Below are 18,482 nucleotides of genomic sequence, written 5' to 3'. Positions count from 1 at the left end.
CGACCGAATCGGTCACCCAAAGGTGTGGTAGCTCTGGAACGCAAACCAGTGCGGGCCAAGCCGTTTCGTCCAGCTGATGACGTAGTCGCCCGATGACTTGTGTTCGGTCTGTGGCGCGCTGCCGTCGGCGCTGTAGGCGAAGCCGTTCCAACCGTTCTGGTCGTCGCGGTAGGTGAAGTCGACGAAGTTGTCGGACCGGCCCGAGATGTACTCGATGGGGTAGCCGGCGATATGGCCGGGGTGTTTACCGAAGGTGGCATCCTGGTTGAAAGCCTGCAGAGCCCGCTCGAACGATGGCTGCGCCATCCGCCAATGCAGTTGCAGTGGAACGTTTGTGCAGATCAGCGCGATGCCCGCGATCACCAGCGCGGGACTTGCCAGCATCACCGCCCAGTCCCGGCGGCCGGCCGTGCGCCGCAGTGCGACACCGACGACGCACCAGATCACCAACAGCGGGATCGATGCCAGCGTGGCGACATAGAAAATGTCGGATGGATCGCCGGGAAAACTCGCCCCGTAGAGCTGACCGACGACGGCGAATCCGGTCAGAGTCAACAGCGCCCAACCCGCGATGCGCATCAGCGCTTCGACAGCGGCGACGGGAACCGGGGTTTGGTTCGCACCCCGGCGAGCCATTCGGTCAGCGCGTCGGCGCGCTGCTGCAACGCGCGGGTGCCGTCACGGCCGATCTCCTCGAGCAGGTGCAACTCGATCCGACCGTCGGTGTCCTGACCCCAGCCGCCCACGATCCGGCCGTTCCACCACGCTGTGGGCCCGGCGTTGCCGTTGGTGTCGAACACCTGGCGGCGGTGATCGCCCAGGTACCAGTCGCGGTCGAACCAGCCCATGGTGGTGACATCCAGACCAGGCAGCAGGGCCGCCCACGGCTCGGGCTCCGGCTCTACGTCGAGGTCATCCGGCAGTACATAACCCACGGCGTCGGGAGCGGCTTCCAAGTCCACCTCGACGGCACCGATATCGCGCAACGCGTGGCGGGCCCAGGTCAGGGTGTTGCCGAACCACCACTTGATGTCGGTGACCGTGGCCGGGCCGAACGTCCCCAGCCAGGTCCGCACCAGCTCGGCACGGGCATGGTCGGGCTCGGCCGGCGGCACTGAAGTCCCGAGCCACTCGGACGTGACGGTCCAGCGCGGCCGCGACGTGGTCCAGGTGCCGTCGTTGGGGCCACGTACGATCTCGCCGCGCACCCCGAGCACCGTCAAAACCCTTGGGGAAAGCGGAGTGTCACCGCCATAGTGCTTTCCCGGTGCCGGGTTGTAGCTGCCTGAGAGTTCGGGCAGTGCGGTGCGCAGCTGTGCCGCAGGGGTGGGCCCGTGCTCGTGCAGGTGGGCCAGTACGGCCTGGCACGCAGTGTCCAGCCAGTGGGCGCCGTCGACGGCCACCCCGGCCTTCTCCACATCGGCGATGAGCTTCCGCTGCTCGTTTCCGGCCACCCGGTCGCTGGCCCCGGCCTGCACCAGCGGCAGGTCCCCGGCGCGCACGATCCACAGCGTGCGGCGCATCGCGAGGTGCTTGAGGATTGTGCGTCGGCGATAAAGCTCGCCGTCCAGATCGTCGGCGGTGAAACCGGGCAGCCGCGCCCACAGGGACAGGTACGGGGTCGATGGATCAGTGGCATGCAGGCCGACGAAGGATCCCGCGATGTCCATGACCGAGGAGGCCGGCCGGCTCAGGAAATGACGCCGGGCCAGCCGAGCCCGGCGCTCGGCGAGTGTGAACGTCCGCACGGATCAGGCGTCGTCCGTCTTGTGCATGGACTCGCGGATCTGCTGTAGGCGCTCGGCAGCAGCCTGCTGGCGCTTCTCGTACTGCTCCTCGATCGAGCGGCCCTCAGGGGTCTCGGCGGCCAACTCTGACGCCCCGATTGCGGTGCCGTACCGGGTCTCGATCTTCTCGCGGACCGCGTCGAACGTCGGTACCCCGGCGGCGGTGTAGCCGGTGTCGGCCGGCTCAGAAACCGGCCCTGGGACAGGCCCGGGCAGCGGGCCCGTGCGGGGGGCTGCGGGAACGATCTCGCCCTCCACCACATCGGGCTCCTGGGCTTTTTCGGGTTGATCCGGCTGCTCTGGGTCCTTCGTCACGAAACCCACGTTACCTGCGGGAACTGACATTTCTTGGGATCGGTAGCACGTGGCCCCGCCAAGACTTCAGGACACGACGGAGCCATCGGGGCAACGCGGAACGAAGGGGAAGACGCAATGACCATGAATCGAGTTATCGCAGGCGCCATGGGACTGCTCGCTACCGGTGCGGTGCTGGTGGGTTGCTCGAACGACAAGGCGGCCGACAAGCCCGCGGACAAGCCGGCCGCGTCGGCGACCGACACCAAGGTCAGCTCCGGGAGCAGTGCCCAGGTCAAGGTCGATGGATCCGATCTGGCGGGACTCGACCTGAACTCGGTCACCTGTGTCAAGCAGGGCGGCAAGATCAACGTGGCAAGCGCCGCGATCGGCGGCCAGCAGGGCCTGGGCGTGGTGATGACGGACGAGGCCACTCCGAAGGTCGAGTCGCTCGGCCTGGTCTATGACGGCAGCGCACTGGCGGTCAGCGAGGCGATGGGTGTCAAGGTCGGCTCGGCAGAGGTCAAGGTCGACGGGGACACCTACACCATCACCGGTGAGGCGTCGGGCGCCGACATGAAGAACCCGATGGCCGGGATGGTCAACAAGCCGTTCACCATCACGGTGTCCTGCAGCTGATCTCCCGACATGGCGGGCGTGCCCGGCAGACCTTCTGCCGGGTACGCCCGCCGCTTTTATATGGTGCAGGGGTGACCATCGCCGGCGATCTCGACCGCGCCCGTCACCTGTCGCTGTCTGCCGAGGAGGTCGCTGCCCGCGACCTGCTGGTGTCGCAGCTGCCCCTGATCGAGCAGGCCGACCGCGACGACTACGCGCTCGAGGTGTTCGCCCAACTCGGTGAGATCTACCTGGTGCGCACCGCGTATGAGGGTGTGGTTGAGAGTATTTCCCGCATCCGCGATTGCCTGGCGATCTACGTCGCGATCCGGTCGGGGCAACGCCCCGACCTCGCGGCCGAGGTCACCATGTCCGACCACGACATCGATCACCTGATCTGCCGGTATACCCGGCGCGTCGAGTTTCTCGCTGCCGGACTCGCCGCGGCTCGTGGCGATCATGACGATGCCGCAGCGCATCTGGCGGCGCTGATCGAAGTCCCCGGGAATTATGGTGACTTGCTGTCCGAGCACCGTAACCTGATCTGCCACACCAGAATTCTGATCGCGAGCGGTCTTTGCGACGATGACCTGTATGCGGCATCGGTACCGGTGTGGGCCGAGGTGCTCGACGTACTCCAGAATGCCGGGCCCGGTGCCGACGACGCCGAGACCGATTCCCTTTTCGTCACCGGCGCACTGGGTTACGGCCGGTTCTGCATCGAGTCCGGCCGGCTCGACGAGGCCGAACCGTGGTTGCGCCGGGCCGGTGCCCGCGCGGAGGCCCGCGACTGGAGGCTCGCCACCGCCCGCGCCCAGCTCGAGCGAGGGGCCTCGGCCTGGTCGGCCGGTCGTTACGCGGAGACCCAGGACCTGGTCACCGCGGCCTACCCGGTGATCGCCGAACATGCCCGCGCCCACGACGTCTCCCGGAGCTGGCTGTATTTCGGACTGATCCGGTTGGGACTCGGTCGCCTGAAGGAAGCCGATGAATGTTGGGAGCACGCCGAGCGGCACTGGCGGGAGCTGGGCAAGCCGCTCCACATTCACCGGATCCTGTTGCAACGCAGCTGGATCGCCATCTTCCGTGGCGCCTTCGAGGAGGCGGTACAACTGGTGGAGCAGGCCAGGCAGTTCCTGGACGCGTCGCCGCGACACAGCTGGCTGCAGTACGCCCGGCTCGATGCGCACCTCGGAAACATCTGGCGGGCCGATGCGCTCGTCGAGATGGGTTTCGACGGCGTCGGCGAGCCCGGCCAGGACTGGAACCAGGTCGAGGCCCGGTACGCGGCGGGGGTCGGCGTGGTCGACTGCGCCCCGGGCACGCCGGAGTACCGCCGTGCGATGGTCAAGCTCGACCGGGCCGCCGCTCTGTTGGTTCCCGCCGCGCTGGCAGTCGATTCGGTGCGCTACACGATCACCGACGCCGGAGCCAGGGCCCGCTGGGCGAGCGGCGTCTCGGCTCCGTTGTTGGCGGGGGCGTTCGCTGTGGCCTGGGAATCGGACAATATCGATCTGACGTGTGAACTGGTCGAATACCACAGCGCGCGAGGAACCTTCAGTACAGATCCGGCAGCTGGGCCGGGTCCGGTCGCAGATTGGACCGGAACCGCCACGGCTGTGGTTCCGGTCGAAGCCGAACTCGCGCCGCAACTCGCTGTTGCGGCCGCTGCAGGGCCGGTCGGCGGCGAAGGCGAGCTGACGCGGCTCGGACCGTTGCCCCCGCTGCGGATGGATCCGAGTTCGGGCCCGATCATGAGCCACTACCGGGAGCTGGCGCTGCAGCGGTACGGACAGGACGTCACCGCGCCCGGTGGGGAATGGACGACGTGGCCATGACCGACACTCTGGTACTGCGGTTCGCCGATGTCGGTATCGCGACCTATGTGAGCCTGCGTGTGGTCGGGGAGCCGCAACGTTCGGTCACCTGGGTGATAGAGGAACCGCACATGCAGGCGGTGGAGGCCGTTCTCAACCCTGCGCTGCCGGACCCGATCGGTACCGAAACCCACGGCGACGCGATTGAACGGGCCGTGACCACAGGCGCGTTCGCCACCGCCGAGGCGGAACTCGACCTGGCCCGGTTGCTGGGCTCGCACCTGATCGGGATCGCCGGCTGGCAGCTACTGGCCGACTGCGTCGCCGACGTGCGGCCCGTCCTGTTCGTGACGCCGAGCCCGCGGTTGGGCCGGGTGCCCTGGGGGCAGCTGGCGATGCCGGGCCCCGACGGCTTCCGGTTGATGGAGTTGGTGGACGTGCTGATGGCGGTGCCGCCCAACATCGTTCACGCACCGCGCACCCCGGCCCGTTGGCAGGACCGCCTCGGACGGCCGCCGGTGCTGGTGCTGGATCCGCGCATTCCCGGACAGCGGCCGGATTCGGCCCTGGGCTCGGTGATGGGTCGCCCATCGCCACAGACTCCGCTGTCGGAGCATTTCGGTGACCTGGTGGCCGGCCACGCCGTCCTGCCGAAGGTCGCCGACACCGTCGAGCTGTTCCGTCGCACCGATACCGATCGGCGCTGGTTGGCCGACGCGTGCGCCCAGGACCCGAGCCGGCTGCTCTACGTCGGGCACGCCAGTGCCGCTGACGGTGCCGCCGGCCACGCCGATCGGGCCGCGCTGCATCTGGCCGAAGACCGGCCGCTGACCGCGGGGGAGATGATCGCGGCGCGGTTGCCGATCCCACCCCGGGTGGCGTTGCTGGCGTGCGCATCCGGCGGCGACTACCGGTTCGACGAGGCGGCCGGCCTGGTCGCCGCCATGATCCTGGGCGGCGCGCAGTTGGTCACCGCGACGCTGTGGTCGCTGCCGACGACTGCGGGCTTCCGGCAGTTCGGCAATGCACCCGAGGCCGATCCGATGGCGGACACCATCGTCGGAGTGGATCTGGCACATCGCGACGAGAACGCGGGCCTGGCGGTGAACCGCTGGCAGCGCGCCACGATGCGCCGCTGGCGCGACGGTGACACCACGGCCAGCCCGCTGTACTGGGCCGCGATGGCCACGTTCACCGTCGACGGCGCCCGCTGAATCAGGCCGGGGTCACACACACCGCGACGGTGCTCTCGTCACCGGGCCGGTAGTAGGTGTCGATCACGTTGCCAGGTGAGACTTTCGCCAGTGCCGTCGCGGGAATCAGCGCGCGCTGGCGCACCGGGAACTGACCGCCGCCGCGCCGGCTGACCATCAGATCGAGTTCGACCTCGCGGTAGTCCTCCCGGATCGCGCCGGTGGCGCGCATCCCGGTGATGATCCCGCGCGACCGGGTTCCGGTACGGATCAGGGCAAGCTGAGTCCCGGTCAGTAATCCCTTGCGGACCAGCATGTGGTCGAACTCGGCCACCAGCTCGCCCAGGGTGACCAGACGCTCGTCGGCCTCGTCATTCGGGTGGATACACCGGGCCCGGCGGGCGGCGGTCAACACGGCGCCCGTGCCCAACAGGCACAGGACGGTGATCAGCACGGCGTCGGTCATGTTCCCAGGGTCCGGCCGGGGGAGCGCTACCGAACCCAACTTCGGCTCTATCCTGGTGCCGGTGAGCATCGGGTCCGATACGGCTGGGGCTGAGGCCGGCCCCAATTCGGGCATGACTTCGGCGCAGCCGCGCCGCGCCGTGATCGACCGGGCCTGGCGCGCACTCGGGCCCGGGGTCGAGGTGTTCAGCGGTGACGACGGCGGGCCGCTGCGCCGGACCGTCAAACGGATCATCGATCCACTGGTGCTCAGACTCCGCAGCAACACACAGTTTTCGGCGCCGATTCTGGCGCCCGACGTGGCCGCCGACCTGCACGAGCAGATGGTGCGTAGCGGGCCACATCTGCGTGCTGCGGCGGCCTGGTTCGTCGAACTCAAACTGCAGCGCCGGCGGCTGCGCATCACCAACGGCAATGCCCAGGAGTTGTATTTTCCGGCGTGTTTCGAACTCGCGGTGACGCGGGGCGCTCCGACATCCGATCGATCGCAGGTGGCGGCCGAGGTGCTGGCCGAGCTGCACGAGGGCCGTGACCGCACGGCCATTGAAGCGCTCAACGCGTATGTGGCCGAACCGCAGGTCGTCGACCGGTTGCGGCGCCAACTGGCGCGCAGCTGGGGTGACGTCGTCCCGTCGGACGCCATCACCGGTCCGTTCTTCGCCGGGCTGGCCACCGTGCTCGGCCCGGCCGACAGCCACCGTGCGGAGGCGGCCCGGCAGCGGGTGTGGTCGGCGTTGGTGGCCGACGCCACGCCGTACAACCTGGGTGCCGGGGCGCGACGTGTCGGGACTGCTCAGCCGTGGTCGATCGTCGACATCGGGCTGAGTTCAGTTCTGCCGCAACAGGCTCCGTCGATCAGCGGGCCGGGCGAGGGGGACCGCCCGCTGGACCGCAGCGTGGTGGACCGGGTCCGTGCGACGTTGCGCCGAGCCCTGGACCGCGATGAGCTGCCCGATCTCCCGCTGCTGTGCTCCGAGGAAGTGGACCGGGCCTGCGCGCCGTGGGGGCTGCTCGCCGAGGACAAACAGGCCGCGCTTCTCACAGGCATCGAGGTGGCGACCGACCTCCATCCGCTCGACGCCTCGGCGTCGGGACGCTATCAACTGTCGGCACGGATCCAGGCCCGGTTGGCCAAGGAGGCGTATGTGCTGCATGCCCGCCGCTATCTGGCGGCCGGCACGGCGGTGCACCCGCGCCAGCAGCAGGTCATCGACGATCTCGGTGCGTTCGCCCGGCCCTACCTGAGCCGGCTGTGGGCGCGGCTGCACGGCCGCGACGTGTGGCAGGAGTCCTGCGCGGACGTCGACGACCTGCGGTCCCTGTTGGAAGGTGTGGCCAGATCGGTCAGCCTCGATCATCGGCAGCGGATCAAGGCGATGCTGGAAGTGCAGGTGGCAGAGTGAAATTGGGTGCTGACGCCGGCCTGTGGAGCACGGGCCACCTGGACCACGGTGCGCCCTTGGTCGCAGTGCTGGAGGTCGGCGGCGCCGTGCTGTCGTGGGTGGTGGATGGGGGCGCCGGCGAACCACCTTCCATCGCATTCACCGACCCCGAGCGTGCGGATTGGTTGTGGCGCGTGCTCGGGGAGTCCGGCCACGTCGCTGTCTTGAACGCGCTGCGTCACAGGGAACTGGGACAACCGCTCGACCTGCCCGATGTGCAGCTGCTGCCCGGCTCGACGGATGCGTTGCGGCGCCTGGCGATTGGCCACTGGCTGCGCCGGTGGTGGCCGGCCAGTGACCGCGACGGCATCGCGGCGCTCGAGCGCCCGCTGCTCGATGCGGAACTCGCCCTGCTGACGGTGGCGGCCGAGGACTTCTTCACCGACGACACCCTGGACTCCGACGTGGAGAGCCTGCTGGCACCCCACATGGAGGCGCTGAATTTCCTCGCCGGTCAAGGTGATCCGAGGGTCGACGAGCTGGTCGGAGAATGTCGGGAGTTGGCCGCCGAGGTCGGGCTGGACTGGCCTGACACCGTCGTCGCGACGGCTCGGCGTGAGGACTACGCCCTGGCGGCCGGGGCCGGCGACGGATCCGGCCAGGCGGGCCTGATCGCCCGAGGGGTGGCGACGGTCGACTGGGCGGCGGTACCGCCCGCGGTATTCGACGCCGCCGAGGACACCGTCGAGTGGTCGGTTACCGCCGTTGGCGAGGCAACCAGCGCGGTGGTGCGGGTGGCGCTCTCGGGCCCGGATTCATCGGCAGGCATCGGCGTGGAAATGCGCGGCGGCGGCTGCGCCGGCTCCGGTGTCCTCGACGCCACAGGCCGCGCCGTGCTGCCGCTGCGCGCTCCAGATGGGCAGCCGCTCAGCGAGACCCGCGCGTGGAATACGGATTGGTCACAGGCCACGGTGCGGGTCGGCGCGGACGGCGTCGACGAGTCCGCAGCGGACCGGGACCGGGTGCGGGCGTTCGCGCGGGCCCGGCTGGCTGGGGCAGTATCCAATTCGGGGCTCGCCGCGGTATCCGATTCGCGGCTCGCCGCGGCGGCCGACGCGTTCCTTGCCGAGGTACGTGCGGCCGAATCCGACTACTGACGGTTATTTGGCGGCGGTCTGGATGTAGGCCGCCGACGGCGATGTCTGCGGTAATCCGACCGGGGTCACCTGGGGGGTGCCGATCACACCGGCCAGCCAGGGCAGGGCAGCGGAGAACGCGTGGCTGGCGAACGGCCAGTCGTGTGTGCCTTGTTGGGTCACCACCGCGCAGGCGATGCCGTGTTTCGAGCCGAGTGCGCAGAGGGCGTTGGCCGCCTTGGCCTGATCGTTGGCGCGGCCCGCGGGCTTGCCCGCCGTCGACGTGTCGTTGACGTCGAACCAGCCGGCGGTCTGCTCGTACTGGCCGTGTCGGTTGATCGCCGTGCTCGGGTCGAACGCATCCCAGGCCGCGGCGTTCCCGCCGAAGAGCCGGTCGATGGTCTGCGCCTTGGTGCCCGAGTTCGGGCCGATGTCACCCGCGATGTCCACGAATGCACTGAACAACTCAGGGTGCATGACTGCCAGGTCCACCGCGCAGGTGCCGCCCATGGACCAGCCGACGATGCCCCAGCCGGCCGCGGCCGGGTTGACGCCGTAGTGGTTGCTCATATACGGCACAACGTCTTTGGTGAGGTGGTCGGCGGAGTTCCCGCGCTTGCCGTTGACGCATTCGGTGTCGTTGTTGAAGGTGCCGCCGGGGTCGGCGAACACCAGCACCGGCGCGTACCCGTGGTGGGTCGCGGCGAAGTCGTCCATCGTCTTGATCACGTTGCCGGCCCGCATCCAGTCGGCTGGGGTGTTGAACTCGCCGCCGATCATCATCACCGTCGGCAACTGTGGCGCGGGATTGGTGGCGAACCACGCAGGCGGCAGATACACGTATTCACCACGATGCCGGAAACCCGATGCGGTGTTGGGGATCTCGACCGGCACCACGCTGCCCTTGGCCGGGATGGTGCCCTGACGTTGCATCGCGGCCACCGTGACCTGATCGGTCTGGTCGGGTAGCGGCCCGGCCGTCAGCTGGTTCCAGGCGGTCTGTACCCACGGGAAGTAGCCCACCCACAGGTTCAGCGCCAGGGCCGTGCACAGCAGGGTCATCGGCACCGCCATGACCGCGGTGCCGCGCCGCCACCAACGGCTGCCGCGCCACCCGGCGAGCAGGACCACAACGGCCACACCCGTCAGCGCGATCCACACCCACAGCGACCGCGGTGCAGGGTTGCCCGCCAGGCCCTCGGAGTCGATGTACCAGTTGGTGCCGACGACCAGGATGCCGCCCACTGCGGCGGCCAGCGGCAGCCAGATGAGCGCCCAGCGGCGGGTACGCCAGCCGATTGCGGCGATCAGCACCACGGCGGCGATGACTTGGACGCTGGTCGGTACCCAGCCGTGCATCAAGGACAGGTGGTGAGTGAAGGTCACACCAATATCGTCGTCGCCGAATCTTGGGAACCGCTGTGAACCGCCTGCTAACGAGGTTTGGCCAGAGGAAACGGCAGTGTTTCGCGGATGCTACGTCCGGTGATCAACATGACCACGCGGTCCACACCCATGCCGAGACCGCCTGTCGGTGGCATCGCATACTCCATCGCCTGCAGGAAATCCTCGTCGAGTTCCATGGCCTCGGGGTCACCGCCTGAGGCCAGCAACGACTGCTCCTGCAGCCGCCGGCGCTGTTCGACGGGGTCGGTCAGTTCGCTGTAGGCGGTGCCCAGCTCGACGCCCCAGGCCACCAGGTCCCAGCGCTCGGCAACCCCGGGAACGCTGCGGTGCGGCCGGGTCAGCGGCGATACCGACGTCGGGAAGTCCTTGTAGAACGTGGGTTCTTCGGTGCGGTCCTCGACGAGGTGCTCGTACATCTCCAGCACCACGGCCCCGGCGTCCCAGTGGGTCAGGTACGGGATGTGCGCCGCATCGCAGAGCCGGCGCAGCGTGGCCAGATCCGTCTCGACGGTGACGTGCTCGCCGAGGGCTTCTGACACCGCGTCGTGCACGGTCTTGACTGCCCACCGGCCCGAGATGTCGACCGGTTCGAGGACCCCATCGGCACGCGGCCGCTGGAAGACCTGGGCTCCGTTGGCGGCCTGGGCGGCGTTCTGGATCAGTTCGCGGCAGCCGTCGATCCACACGTTGTAGTCGGCGTGGGCCTGATAGGCCTCCAGCAGGGTGAACTCCGGGTTGTGGCTGAAGTCCACGCCTTCGTTGCGGAACGCCCGGCCCAGTTCGAAGACCCGCTCGACACCGCCGACGCACAACCGCTTGAGGTACAGCTCGGGTGCTATCCGCAGATACAGATCGAGGTCGTAGGCGTTGATGTGGGTCAGGAACGGCCGGGCGTTGGCGCCGCCGTGGATCTGTTGCAGGATCGGCGTCTCCACTTCGAGGAAACCCTTGCCGTACAACGTCTCCCGAATGGCGTGCAGCACGCCGCTACGGGCCCGGATCAGATCCCGCGCCTCGGTGTTGACGGCCAGGTCCACGTAGCGGGCCCGTACCCGGGCCTCCTGGTCGGTCAGGCCCTTCCACTTGTCCGGCAGCGGGCGGAGGCATTTGCCGATCAATCGCCAACTGTCGACCAGCAGCGAGTGCGTGCCGTTGCGGCTGCGTCCCATCGAACCGGTGACCTCGATCAGATCGCCGAGATCGATTGTTTCGGTGAAGTCGGCGGTGCCGGCCTGCGTCAGGCGGGTGTTGTCGAGCAACAGCTGAACTTCGCCTGACCAATCGCGCAGTTGAGCGAACAGCACGCCGCCATAGTCCCGGATCCGCAGGATCCGCCCGGCCACGCTCACGGTGTCACTGTCAGCGGACTCCAGTGCGGCCGCGACGGTATGGCTGGGGGCCTGGCCCACGGGATAGGCGTCCACACCGTTGGCCTGCAACTGGCGCAGCTTGGCCATCCGGACCCGGACCTGCTCGGGTAGCCGTTGTTGATCGTCGTCGGTCAGAACGTCCCGCAGCCCGTTGCGGTCCGGAGCACTGCCGTCGTGGTGCAGCTGGCCCGAATCCACCAGATCGGCCGGGGCCGCGACGTGTTCGCCGGTGTGCTGCTTGTTTCGCCGGGAGAACGGCAGCACCAGGAAACCTTCGGCGATCACCGAGGCCACCCCGACCCGCGGGATCAGCCGGGCATCCTCGTAGCAGGCGTACCGCGGCACCCACTCGGGCTGGTACTTCATGTTCGACCGGTACAGCGTCTCCAGCTGCCACCATCGGGAGAAGAACACCAGCAGGGCCCGCCAGAGCCGGGCCACCGGACCCGCGCCCAGTTGCGCACCCTGTTGGAACGCCGACCGGAACATCGCGAAATTCAGTGAAATCCGGCTGACCCCAATGCCTTCGGACTGCATGCACAGTTCGCTGACCATCAGTTCGATGGTGCCGTTGGGGGACTGGGGGGAGCGGCGCATGACGTCGAGCGAGACGCCGTTGGCGCCCCACGGCACCAACGAGAGCAATGCGACCACCTCAGGTTCTGAGTTGTCCCCGCGATGCTGCATCGCCTCGACGAGCAGGCAGTCACCGTCGGCCGGGTCGCCGAGCCGGCCCAGCGCCATCGAGAAGCCGCGTTCGGTCTCGGTGTCCCGCCAGGCGTCGGCGCGCCGGATCACCTCGGCCATCTCCGCCTGATCCAGCTCGCGGTGGCGCCGGATGCGCACCGAGGTCCCGGCCCGGCGAGCCCGGGTGACCGCCTGTCGCACCGCGCGCATGTCCGGGCCGGACAGCCGGAAGTTGTCCGGGTGCAGGATGGCCTCGTCGCCGAGTTGCAGTGCGTTGAGTCCGGCCGCCCGGAACGCCTCGGCCGCGGCCGAGCTGGCGCCCATCACGCCCGGCGCCCAGCCGTAGGTCTGGCACAACTGCAGCCAGGCCGCGATCGCCTGCGGCCAGGCCTTGGGATCACCGACAGGATCACCGCCGGCCAGGCACACACCCACCTCCACGCGGTAGGCGATCGCGGCCCGCCCGTTGGGGGCGAACACCACCGACTTGTCGCGGCGGGTGGCGAAATAGCCCAGCGAGTCGTTCTTGCCGTAGGCCTCCAGCAGCCCGCGGATCGCCGATTCGTCCTCACCGGTCAGCGCATTGGAGGCGCGCTGCGACTGGAACAGCACGACGGCGGCCACCATCAGCGCGAGAGCGCCGAACAGGCCGAAGATGGCGTTGAGGAAGGTGTGCGAATAGCCCTCGAAAACCTCGGTCGGGACCGTCGCAAAGCCGCTCACCCGGTTGACGGCATACAGCAGCCGCCACTCGGAGGCCAGCGTGCCGGGGAACAGCTCCAGCAGTCCCCACGCAGCCAGGATGCCGATCGCCATGCCCGCGACCAGCACGACGGCGGATTTGAGCAGCGCCCCGCGCCGTACCTTGGCCCAGAACTGATTGCGGGCCAGCATCAGCAAGGCGATGGCGGCCAGGTGGAATGCGACGCCGATGACCTCGCCGACATCCTCGGCGAGCGGATCACCGCCCGTGGCGAGGTCACCGAGGTTCCAGCCGATGGCGCCCACCATGTAGAGCACCAGGATCCACCAGGCGATCCGCTTGCGGGCCGCGAGCGCGGCGGCCAACAACGCCAGCACGAAGGCCCAGGCGAAGCTGGTGTCGGGGAAGTTGAAGATGTAGTCGTTGACGAACTCGCGCGGCACCTGGATCAACCAGCGCACCGCCGGAGAAACGCTGGCGATCAGCGACAGGGTGGCGATGACCCCGACGGTCCAACCCGCCGCTGCGGGAACCCAGGAGAACCTCGACGCGGGCTGGACCCCGGCGCGGCGGCCGCGGCTGATAACGGTCATAAGCCCGGAGAATAGGCGGTCAAACCGTCAATTGGGTCCATCGCGCGCACAGACACCTTCCAGGCGATTACCAGACCGGACCGGTGTACTTCTCGCCTGGGCCTTTGCCCGGTTCCTCGGGCGCGGCGCTGGCTTCACGGAATGCCAGTTGCAGACTCTTGAGGCCGTCGCGCACGGGGCCCGCGTGCGGTCCGAGGTATTCGGCCGATGCCGTCACGAGGCCGGCCAGCGCGGTGATGAGCCTGCGGGCCTCATCAAGATCACGGTGCGGGCTATCCTCGGGATCCTCGGCGGACAGTCCGATCTTCTCGGCCGCGGCGCTCATCAACATGACCGCCGCCCGGGTGATCACTTCCACCGCGGGGATGTCGGCAAGTTCGCGGACGGCGGGGCCGTCCAGATCGCTTGAGTCCTGCGGCGTAGCGTCGGCGGGCGTTTCTGTCGGATCGGTCATGCCTGCTAGACTGTCATGCGCGACCGTCCCGGCTTATGTCAGGGACAGCAAGTGGAGTCCCACTCCCACCGTTGGCCACAAGGTACAACGGTCCGGTCGCCGGTGTCCTCGGACGCCGGTTCTGTGCTCCAGATACTGGAGGTGCAGGCGGCGTAAGCCGTGATCGGTCGGCATTGGGCCCTGCTTTTAGCAGGGCTTTTCTGTTCTTCGGGCAGAGATGCAGATGGGTGGGTCTCCTCAGCAGACCCAACATAGGAGGCCCCATCAGCACTGAGACCCGCATCAACGAGCGCATTCGCGTACCTGAAGTCCGCCTGATCGGACCGAACGGCGAGCAGGTAGGGATCGTGCGCATCGAAGATGCTCTCCGCGTCGCCGCGGATGCCGATCTCGACCTCGTCGAAGTTGCACCAGCCGCTAAACCCCCGGTCTGCAAGATCATGGATTACGGCAAGTTCAAGTACGAGACGGCACTCAAGGAGCGCGAGTCTCGCAAGAACCAGCAGCAGACCGTCGTCAAGGAACAGAAGCTGCGTCCCAAGATCGACGATCACGACTACGAGACGAAGAAGGGCCATGTGGTCCGCTTCCTCGAAGCCGGGTCCAAGGTCAAGGTGACCATCATGTTCCGCGGTCGTGAGCAGTCCCGCCCCGAACTCGGGTACCGGTTGCTGCAGCGGTTGGGCGCCGATGTCGCCGATTACGGCTTCGTCGAGACGTCTGCCAAGCAGGACGGCCGCAACATGACGATGGTGCTGGCACCGCACCGCGGCGCGAAGACTCGCGCCAAGGCGGCGGAGCAGGCCGAGCGCCCCGGCGGCGGGCAGCAGGCTGCACCAGCCGCACCAGAAGAACCAGACGTTACGCAGAACTAGTTTCAAGACAGAACTGAGGATTCATGCCCAAGGCGAAGACCCACAGCGGAGCATCGAAGCGCTTCCGCAAGACCGGGACCGGCAAGATCGTGCGCCAGAAGGCCGGCCGGCGTCACCTGCTGGAGCACAAGGCCTCCAAGCGCACCCGCCGGCTTGACGGCCGCACCGTGGTGGCAGCCAACGACACCCAGCGTGTCAACAAGTTGCTCAACGGCTAGACCTGCCGCTCCCCGTACCGAACGAGAATAGGAACATCCCATGGCACGCGTGAAGCGCGCACTCAACGCCCAGAAGAAGCGGCGTACCGTACTCAAGGCCTCGAAGGGCTACCGCGGCCAGCGGTCCCGCCTGTACCGCAAGGCCAAGGAACAGCAGCTGCATTCGCTGACCTACGCCTACCGGGACCGCCGTGCCCGCAAGGGTGAGTTCCGCAAGCTGTGGATCTCGCGTATCAACGCCGCGGCCCGCGCCAACGACATCACCTACAACCGCCTGATCCAGGGTCTCAAGGCCGCAGGCGTCGAGGTCGACCGCAAGAACCTGGCCGAGATCGCCGTCAGCGATGCCGCCGCGTTCACTGCGCTGGTCGAGGTTGCCAAGGCCGCGCTGCCCGAGGACGTCAATGCGCCCTCGAATGAGGCCGCCTGACGCTCACCGAGCGTTCTGCCCGGGTGGCGGCTGCAGTCAAACTGCAGCGCCACATCGGGCGCCGCCGCGCCGCACGCTTCCTTGCCGAGGGTCCCAACCTCGTCGAGGCCGCGTTGCGGCGCGGACTTGTTTCCGAGGTGTTCGCGACCGAGGCCGCGCTGGATCGCTTCGGCGCGCTGCTGGCCGACGCGCCGGTGCAGTTGGTCACCGAGCGTGCGGCAAAAGCCTTGTCGGACACCGTGACACCGGTCGGCCTGGTGGCGGTGTGCCGGTTGCCGGAAGTCTCCCTCGATGATGTTCTGGCTGCCGCGCCCCGGTTGATCGCGGTACCCGTGCAGATCTCGGAGCCGGGCAACGCGGGTACGTTGATCCGGACCGCCGACGCGATGGGCGCGGACGCGGTGGTGCTGGCCGGCAACAGCGTCGACCCCTACAACAGCAAGTGTCTGCGGGCGTCGGCCGGCAGCATCTTCTCGCTGCCGGTGATCGGGGAGCCCGATGAGGCGGCAACCGTTGCGCGGCTTCAGGCCGCCGGGTTGCAGGTGTTGGCCACCACGATCGACGGCGAGGCCAGCCTCGACCATGTGGACCTGGCCGGGCCCACCGCCTGGCTGTTCGGTCCCGAAGCCCACGGCCTGCCAACCGAATTGGCCTCGGCAGCCGACCACCGGGTGCACATTCCGATGCCCGGAAATTCCGAAAGTCTCAACATCGCCTCGGCGGCGTCGATCTGCCTGTATCAGAGCGCCCGCGCCCACCGCATCGGCCAGATCTCAGAGTAGTTTCGGCTCAGCCAGTCCGTCGCGGGCGTAGCGCCGGGGCGATTTTCGGCCCCGTTTTCCGCCGCAGCGCTTCACTCGTGGAGTCAGAAGGTCGGTCTAAGGTCGATGGATACGCCGAGATCGCCGGAGGACGAGCCGTGTGCCAATACTGCGGATGCCGGGACATGCCCCTTCTGCGGGATTACATCGCCGAGCATGAGCGGGCCGTCGATCACGGCCGCGAAGCGGTCCGCGCCCTGGATCGGGGCGAGCTGGACGTGGCCCGTCAGCGGCTGACGGCGATGTTCGAGGAATTGCGTTCCCATTGGCAGGGTGAGGAAAACGGGCTGTTCGCGGTGATGCACCGCGACGAGCTCTACGCCGAGCACATCGACCCGTTGGTGGCCGAACACCGCGAGCTGGCCGCCTACCTCGAGGTCGTGGACCTGTCCGACCCCGGGGATCAGCAACGGGTGCGCGATGAGATCGAGGAGCTCTACGCGCACATCGCGAAAGAAGAGGACGGACTGTTCCCGGCTGCGCTCACCGCGCTCGACGGTGTCGACTTGGATGCCGCGATGGCCGGGTGGCGCGAGGCCCACCCGGGTCGCGAGATGATTTCCTAGGGCGTGGACGAGAACCTACGTCGCGGTGTCGGCGAGGTCCGGGTCAGAAGTAGGTGCGGATCAGGTCGACGACGACAGGATCCGTCTCCTGTCGCGCCACCACCGGGATCCATCTCCACTTGTCGAAGGCGGTGCATGGGTGGGAAAGCCCCAGCCGCACAACGTCACCCACGCGAATGTCGGAATCGGGCGGGATGGTCAGGAATGCGTGCTGGTCGTTGACGGCGACGATCTCGGCGCCGGTGAGCGGACGCGCGGGTGCACCGAGCTGCGCGGCGACCAGCTGCGGGGTGGGGAGTCCCTCGTCGAACGGGACATCCCGCTTTCCGGCGTCCAGCAGTGCCAGCCCGGGTTCTGGGCGTGACACCACCCGCGCCCAGGTGTGCATCGCCGAACGTAGCCGGTACTTTTCACGGCTGCGGCCGAAAGGCGTTATCCCCGTGTAGAAGCCGTCGTCGTGGATGATGTAGGCCCCCGCGCGGACCACGACGTGCGTGCGGCCACCGGCGAGCGGGGCCAGAACATCGGCCACGAGATCGAAATAGGCGCTGCCGCCGGCGCTTACGTACACATCGGCGTCGGTGGGGTAGTGGCCCGCGGCGTCGATGTTCCGGTGCAGCCGCGCCATTTCCTCCAGGTAGTGCCTGACGCGTGCCATCGACGCCTCGGAAGCGTCATGCGCCAGTGACCCCTCGTATCCGCACACGCCGGCCAGGCGCAGGGAGTCGGTGGCCGCGATCCGTGCGGCCACCGCTGCGGCCTCGTCGACCGAGCGGGCTCCGGTCCGCCCGCCGGGCTCGCCGAGTTCGACGAGTACCGGAATAGGCCGGGCCACCCGGGTGTCGGCCAGTGCCGCGTCCATCGCGTCGACGGTGGCTGTCGAATCCGCCCAGGTGAGCACCACGAGATCGGGCCGGGCGGCCATCTCCCGGGCCAGCCAGCGCAGGGCGGCCGGGTCGACCAGGGCATTGGCAAGCAGGATCCGCCGAACGCCGAAGTTCACCGCGACGCGTACCTGGCTCGGTGTGGCAAGGGTGATTCCCCATGCGCCGCTGCGCAATTGGCGATCCCACAGGACCGGCGACATGGTGGTCTTTCCGTGCGGCGCCAGTTCCACCCCGTGTGCTGTGCACCAGGCCGCCATGGCGGCGACATTGTCTTCGATGGCCGAATCGTCCAGCGTCATCACCGGTGTGGTGAAGGCGGAGAGGCGGGGCTGGGTGGCCAGGAACTCCGCGGTGGTGAGGCCGTCGGCCTCGACAGGAAGCGCCTTGTCCAATTCCGACAGGCGTTCGGCGCGAAGAGTGTCCCACGCCCGACCGGCCGGCGTGAGCTCGCCTCGCGTCGTCATGCTGATCGTGTCCTCCATGGTGATTCTGGTGCGTTGCACGCACCAGAACGGTGTGAGCTGCTGCGTTGCGAACAATGCAATCTATGTTGCATTTTTCAGTGTGACCTATCTAACATAGCATGTGACACCGCGTCAATCGTCTCGACTCCGAAGGACAGCAGTGCCCGAATTGGCCACAGACCCCGTTGGCAGAGTCGCCTGCCTCGGTGAACCGCTGGTCCTCGCCGGTGCGGAAGCCGGATTGCACCTGGCCGGTGCTCAGGCCGGATTGCACCTGGCCGGTGCTCAGGCCGGATTGCACCTGGCCGGTGCTCA

18 protein-coding genes are annotated in these 18,482 nt (G+C 68.1%); 10 read left to right on the top strand and 8 right to left on the bottom strand.

Translation table 11 applies throughout. The features are described 5' to 3' along the window. Positions 1-12 precede the first annotated feature (12 nt). The 3 genes from ACZYZ7_RS23715 to ACZYZ7_RS23705 are packed head-to-tail and all read right to left on the bottom strand — an operon-like array spanning position 13 to position 2,102. On the bottom strand, positions 13-579 hold the full coding sequence (locus tag ACZYZ7_RS23715; RefSeq protein WP_450070542.1) for a hypothetical protein: 567 nt from the start codon (positions 577-579) through the stop codon (positions 13-15). Continuing rightward, on the bottom strand, positions 579-1,748 hold the full coding sequence (locus ACZYZ7_RS23710) for a winged helix DNA-binding domain-containing protein (protein ID WP_450070541.1): 1,170 nt from the start codon (positions 1,746-1,748) through the stop codon (positions 579-581). Before ACZYZ7_RS23710 ends, ACZYZ7_RS23715 begins: the two co-directional genes overlap by 1 nt. A 3-nt stretch (positions 1,749-1,751) precedes the next feature. Continuing rightward, complete coding sequence (locus ACZYZ7_RS23705) at positions 1,752-2,102, bottom strand: hypothetical protein (protein WP_450070540.1); 351 nt, start codon at positions 2,100-2,102, stop codon at positions 1,752-1,754. Positions 2,103-2,225: 123 nt separating this feature from the next. Here ACZYZ7_RS23705 and ACZYZ7_RS23700 point away from each other — a divergent pair, with 123 nt between their 5' ends. The 3 genes from ACZYZ7_RS23700 (at position 2,226) to ACZYZ7_RS23690 (ending at position 5,730) form a co-directional block, all read left to right on the top strand. Beyond that, a complete protein-coding gene (locus tag ACZYZ7_RS23700) occupies positions 2,226-2,720 on the top strand; it encodes a lipoprotein LpqH (RefSeq protein ID WP_135460100.1) in 495 nt (164 codons plus the stop codon). A gap of 71 nt (positions 2,721-2,791) precedes the next feature. Then, the gene (locus ACZYZ7_RS23695; protein WP_450070539.1) at positions 2,792-4,537 is read left to right on the top strand and encodes a tetratricopeptide repeat protein; all 1,746 of its coding nucleotides are present in this window, start codon (positions 2,792-2,794) and stop codon (positions 4,535-4,537) included. Then, positions 4,534-5,730 (top strand): CHAT domain-containing protein, encoded by a 1,197-nt coding sequence (locus tag ACZYZ7_RS23690; protein ID WP_450070538.1) that lies wholly within the window; start codon positions 4,534-4,536, stop codon positions 5,728-5,730. Before ACZYZ7_RS23695 ends, ACZYZ7_RS23690 begins: the two co-directional genes overlap by 4 nt. A 1-nt stretch (position 5,731) precedes the next feature. Here ACZYZ7_RS23690 and ACZYZ7_RS23685 read toward each other — a convergent pair whose 3' ends face one another. Continuing rightward, a complete protein-coding gene (locus tag ACZYZ7_RS23685; protein WP_135455394.1) occupies positions 5,732-6,175 on the bottom strand; it encodes a hypothetical protein in 444 nt (147 codons plus the stop codon). A gap of 61 nt (positions 6,176-6,236) precedes the next feature. Between ACZYZ7_RS23685 and ACZYZ7_RS23680 the strand changes: the two genes are divergently transcribed. Next, positions 6,237-7,577: a hypothetical protein gene (locus ACZYZ7_RS23680; protein ID WP_450070537.1), complete on the top strand. Its 1,341-nt coding sequence runs from the start codon at positions 6,237-6,239 to the stop codon at positions 7,575-7,577. Next, the gene (locus ACZYZ7_RS23675) at positions 7,574-8,713 is read left to right on the top strand and encodes a hypothetical protein (protein WP_463741963.1); all 1,140 of its coding nucleotides are present in this window, start codon (positions 7,574-7,576) and stop codon (positions 8,711-8,713) included. The genes ACZYZ7_RS23680 and ACZYZ7_RS23675 overlap by 4 nt, the downstream gene beginning before the upstream one ends. 3 nt (positions 8,714-8,716) lie before the next feature. Here ACZYZ7_RS23675 and ACZYZ7_RS23670 read toward each other — a convergent pair whose 3' ends face one another. From ACZYZ7_RS23670 to ACZYZ7_RS23660, 3 genes are all read right to left on the bottom strand, one after another. Beyond that, entirely contained in the window at positions 8,717-10,051 is a 1,335-nt protein-coding gene (locus tag ACZYZ7_RS23670) for an alpha/beta hydrolase (protein WP_450070784.1), read from the bottom strand. 74 nt (positions 10,052-10,125) lie between these two features. After that, a complete protein-coding gene (gene lysX, locus ACZYZ7_RS23665; RefSeq protein WP_450070535.1) occupies positions 10,126-13,452 on the bottom strand; it encodes a bifunctional lysylphosphatidylglycerol synthetase/lysine--tRNA ligase LysX in 3,327 nt (1,108 codons plus the stop codon). A gap of 67 nt (positions 13,453-13,519) precedes the next feature. Beyond that, a complete protein-coding gene (locus ACZYZ7_RS23660; protein WP_450070534.1) occupies positions 13,520-13,906 on the bottom strand; it encodes a DUF1844 domain-containing protein in 387 nt (128 codons plus the stop codon). Positions 13,907-14,169: 263 nt separating this feature from the next. Here ACZYZ7_RS23660 and infC point away from each other — a divergent pair, with 263 nt between their 5' ends. The 5 genes from infC to ACZYZ7_RS23635 all read left to right on the top strand — a co-directional run bounded on the left by infC (position 14,170) and on the right by ACZYZ7_RS23635 (position 16,816). Then, entirely contained in the window at positions 14,170-14,781 is a 612-nt protein-coding gene (infC, locus tag ACZYZ7_RS23655) for a translation initiation factor IF-3 (protein WP_167858141.1), read from the top strand. 23 nt (positions 14,782-14,804) lie between these two features. Further along, positions 14,805-14,999 carry a 50S ribosomal protein L35 gene (gene rpmI / locus ACZYZ7_RS23650; protein WP_135455383.1) on the top strand — a complete coding sequence of 65 codons (195 nt, stop codon included), beginning with the start codon at positions 14,805-14,807 and terminating at the stop codon, positions 14,997-14,999. A gap of 40 nt (positions 15,000-15,039) precedes the next feature. After that, the gene (gene rplT / locus ACZYZ7_RS23645) at positions 15,040-15,429 is read left to right on the top strand and encodes a 50S ribosomal protein L20 (RefSeq protein ID WP_135455381.1); all 390 of its coding nucleotides are present in this window, start codon (positions 15,040-15,042) and stop codon (positions 15,427-15,429) included. Between the two features lie 23 nt (positions 15,430-15,452). Beyond that, the gene (locus tag ACZYZ7_RS23640; protein ID WP_463741962.1) at positions 15,453-16,211 is read left to right on the top strand and encodes a TrmH family RNA methyltransferase; all 759 of its coding nucleotides are present in this window, start codon (positions 15,453-15,455) and stop codon (positions 16,209-16,211) included. A gap of 164 nt (positions 16,212-16,375) precedes the next feature. After that, entirely contained in the window at positions 16,376-16,816 is a 441-nt protein-coding gene (locus tag ACZYZ7_RS23635) for a hemerythrin domain-containing protein (RefSeq protein ID WP_463741961.1), read from the top strand. A 43-nt stretch (positions 16,817-16,859) separates the two neighbouring features. On the opposite strand, the gene ACZYZ7_RS23630 is transcribed toward ACZYZ7_RS23635, so the two are convergent. Next, a complete protein-coding gene (locus tag ACZYZ7_RS23630) occupies positions 16,860-18,167 on the bottom strand; it encodes an amino acid deaminase (RefSeq protein WP_463742137.1) in 1,308 nt (435 codons plus the stop codon). Positions 18,168-18,482 lie beyond the last annotated feature (315 nt).

The organism is Mycobacterium sp. IDUB_17 (genome assembly GCF_055419465.1).
This window is presented reverse-complemented; position numbering and strand designations above follow the sequence as displayed.

What these genes read in the sequence shown, in the direction of transcription:
- ACZYZ7_RS23660 (WP_450070534.1), bottom strand. Translation starts at nt 13,906, where the DNA reads ATGACCGATCCGACAGAAACGCCCGCCGACGCTACGCCGCAGGACTCA.
- rplT (WP_135455381.1), top strand. Translation starts at nt 15,040, where the DNA reads ATGGCACGCGTGAAGCGCGCACTCAACGCCCAGAAGAAGCGGCGTACC.
- ACZYZ7_RS23670 (WP_450070784.1), bottom strand. Translation starts at nt 10,051, where the DNA reads ATGCACGGCTGGGTACCGACCAGCGTCCAAGTCATCGCCGCCGTGGTG.
- lysX (WP_450070535.1), bottom strand. Translation starts at nt 13,452, where the DNA reads ATGACCGTTATCAGCCGCGGCCGCCGCGCCGGGGTCCAGCCCGCGTCG.
- rpmI (WP_135455383.1), top strand. Translation starts at nt 14,805, where the DNA reads ATGCCCAAGGCGAAGACCCACAGCGGAGCATCGAAGCGCTTCCGCAAG.
- ACZYZ7_RS23700 (WP_135460100.1), top strand. Translation starts at nt 2,226, where the DNA reads ATGAATCGAGTTATCGCAGGCGCCATGGGACTGCTCGCTACCGGTGCG.
- ACZYZ7_RS23715 (WP_450070542.1), bottom strand. Translation starts at nt 579, where the DNA reads ATGCGCATCGCGGGTTGGGCGCTGTTGACTCTGACCGGATTCGCCGTC.
- ACZYZ7_RS23685 (WP_135455394.1), bottom strand. Translation starts at nt 6,175, where the DNA reads ATGACCGACGCCGTGCTGATCACCGTCCTGTGCCTGTTGGGCACGGGC.
- ACZYZ7_RS23630 (WP_463742137.1), bottom strand. Translation starts at nt 18,167, where the DNA reads ATGACGACGCGAGGCGAGCTCACGCCGGCCGGTCGGGCGTGGGACACT.
- ACZYZ7_RS23635 (WP_463741961.1), top strand. Translation starts at nt 16,376, where the DNA reads ATGCCCCTTCTGCGGGATTACATCGCCGAGCATGAGCGGGCCGTCGAT.
- ACZYZ7_RS23690 (WP_450070538.1), top strand. Translation starts at nt 4,534, where the DNA reads ATGACCGACACTCTGGTACTGCGGTTCGCCGATGTCGGTATCGCGACC.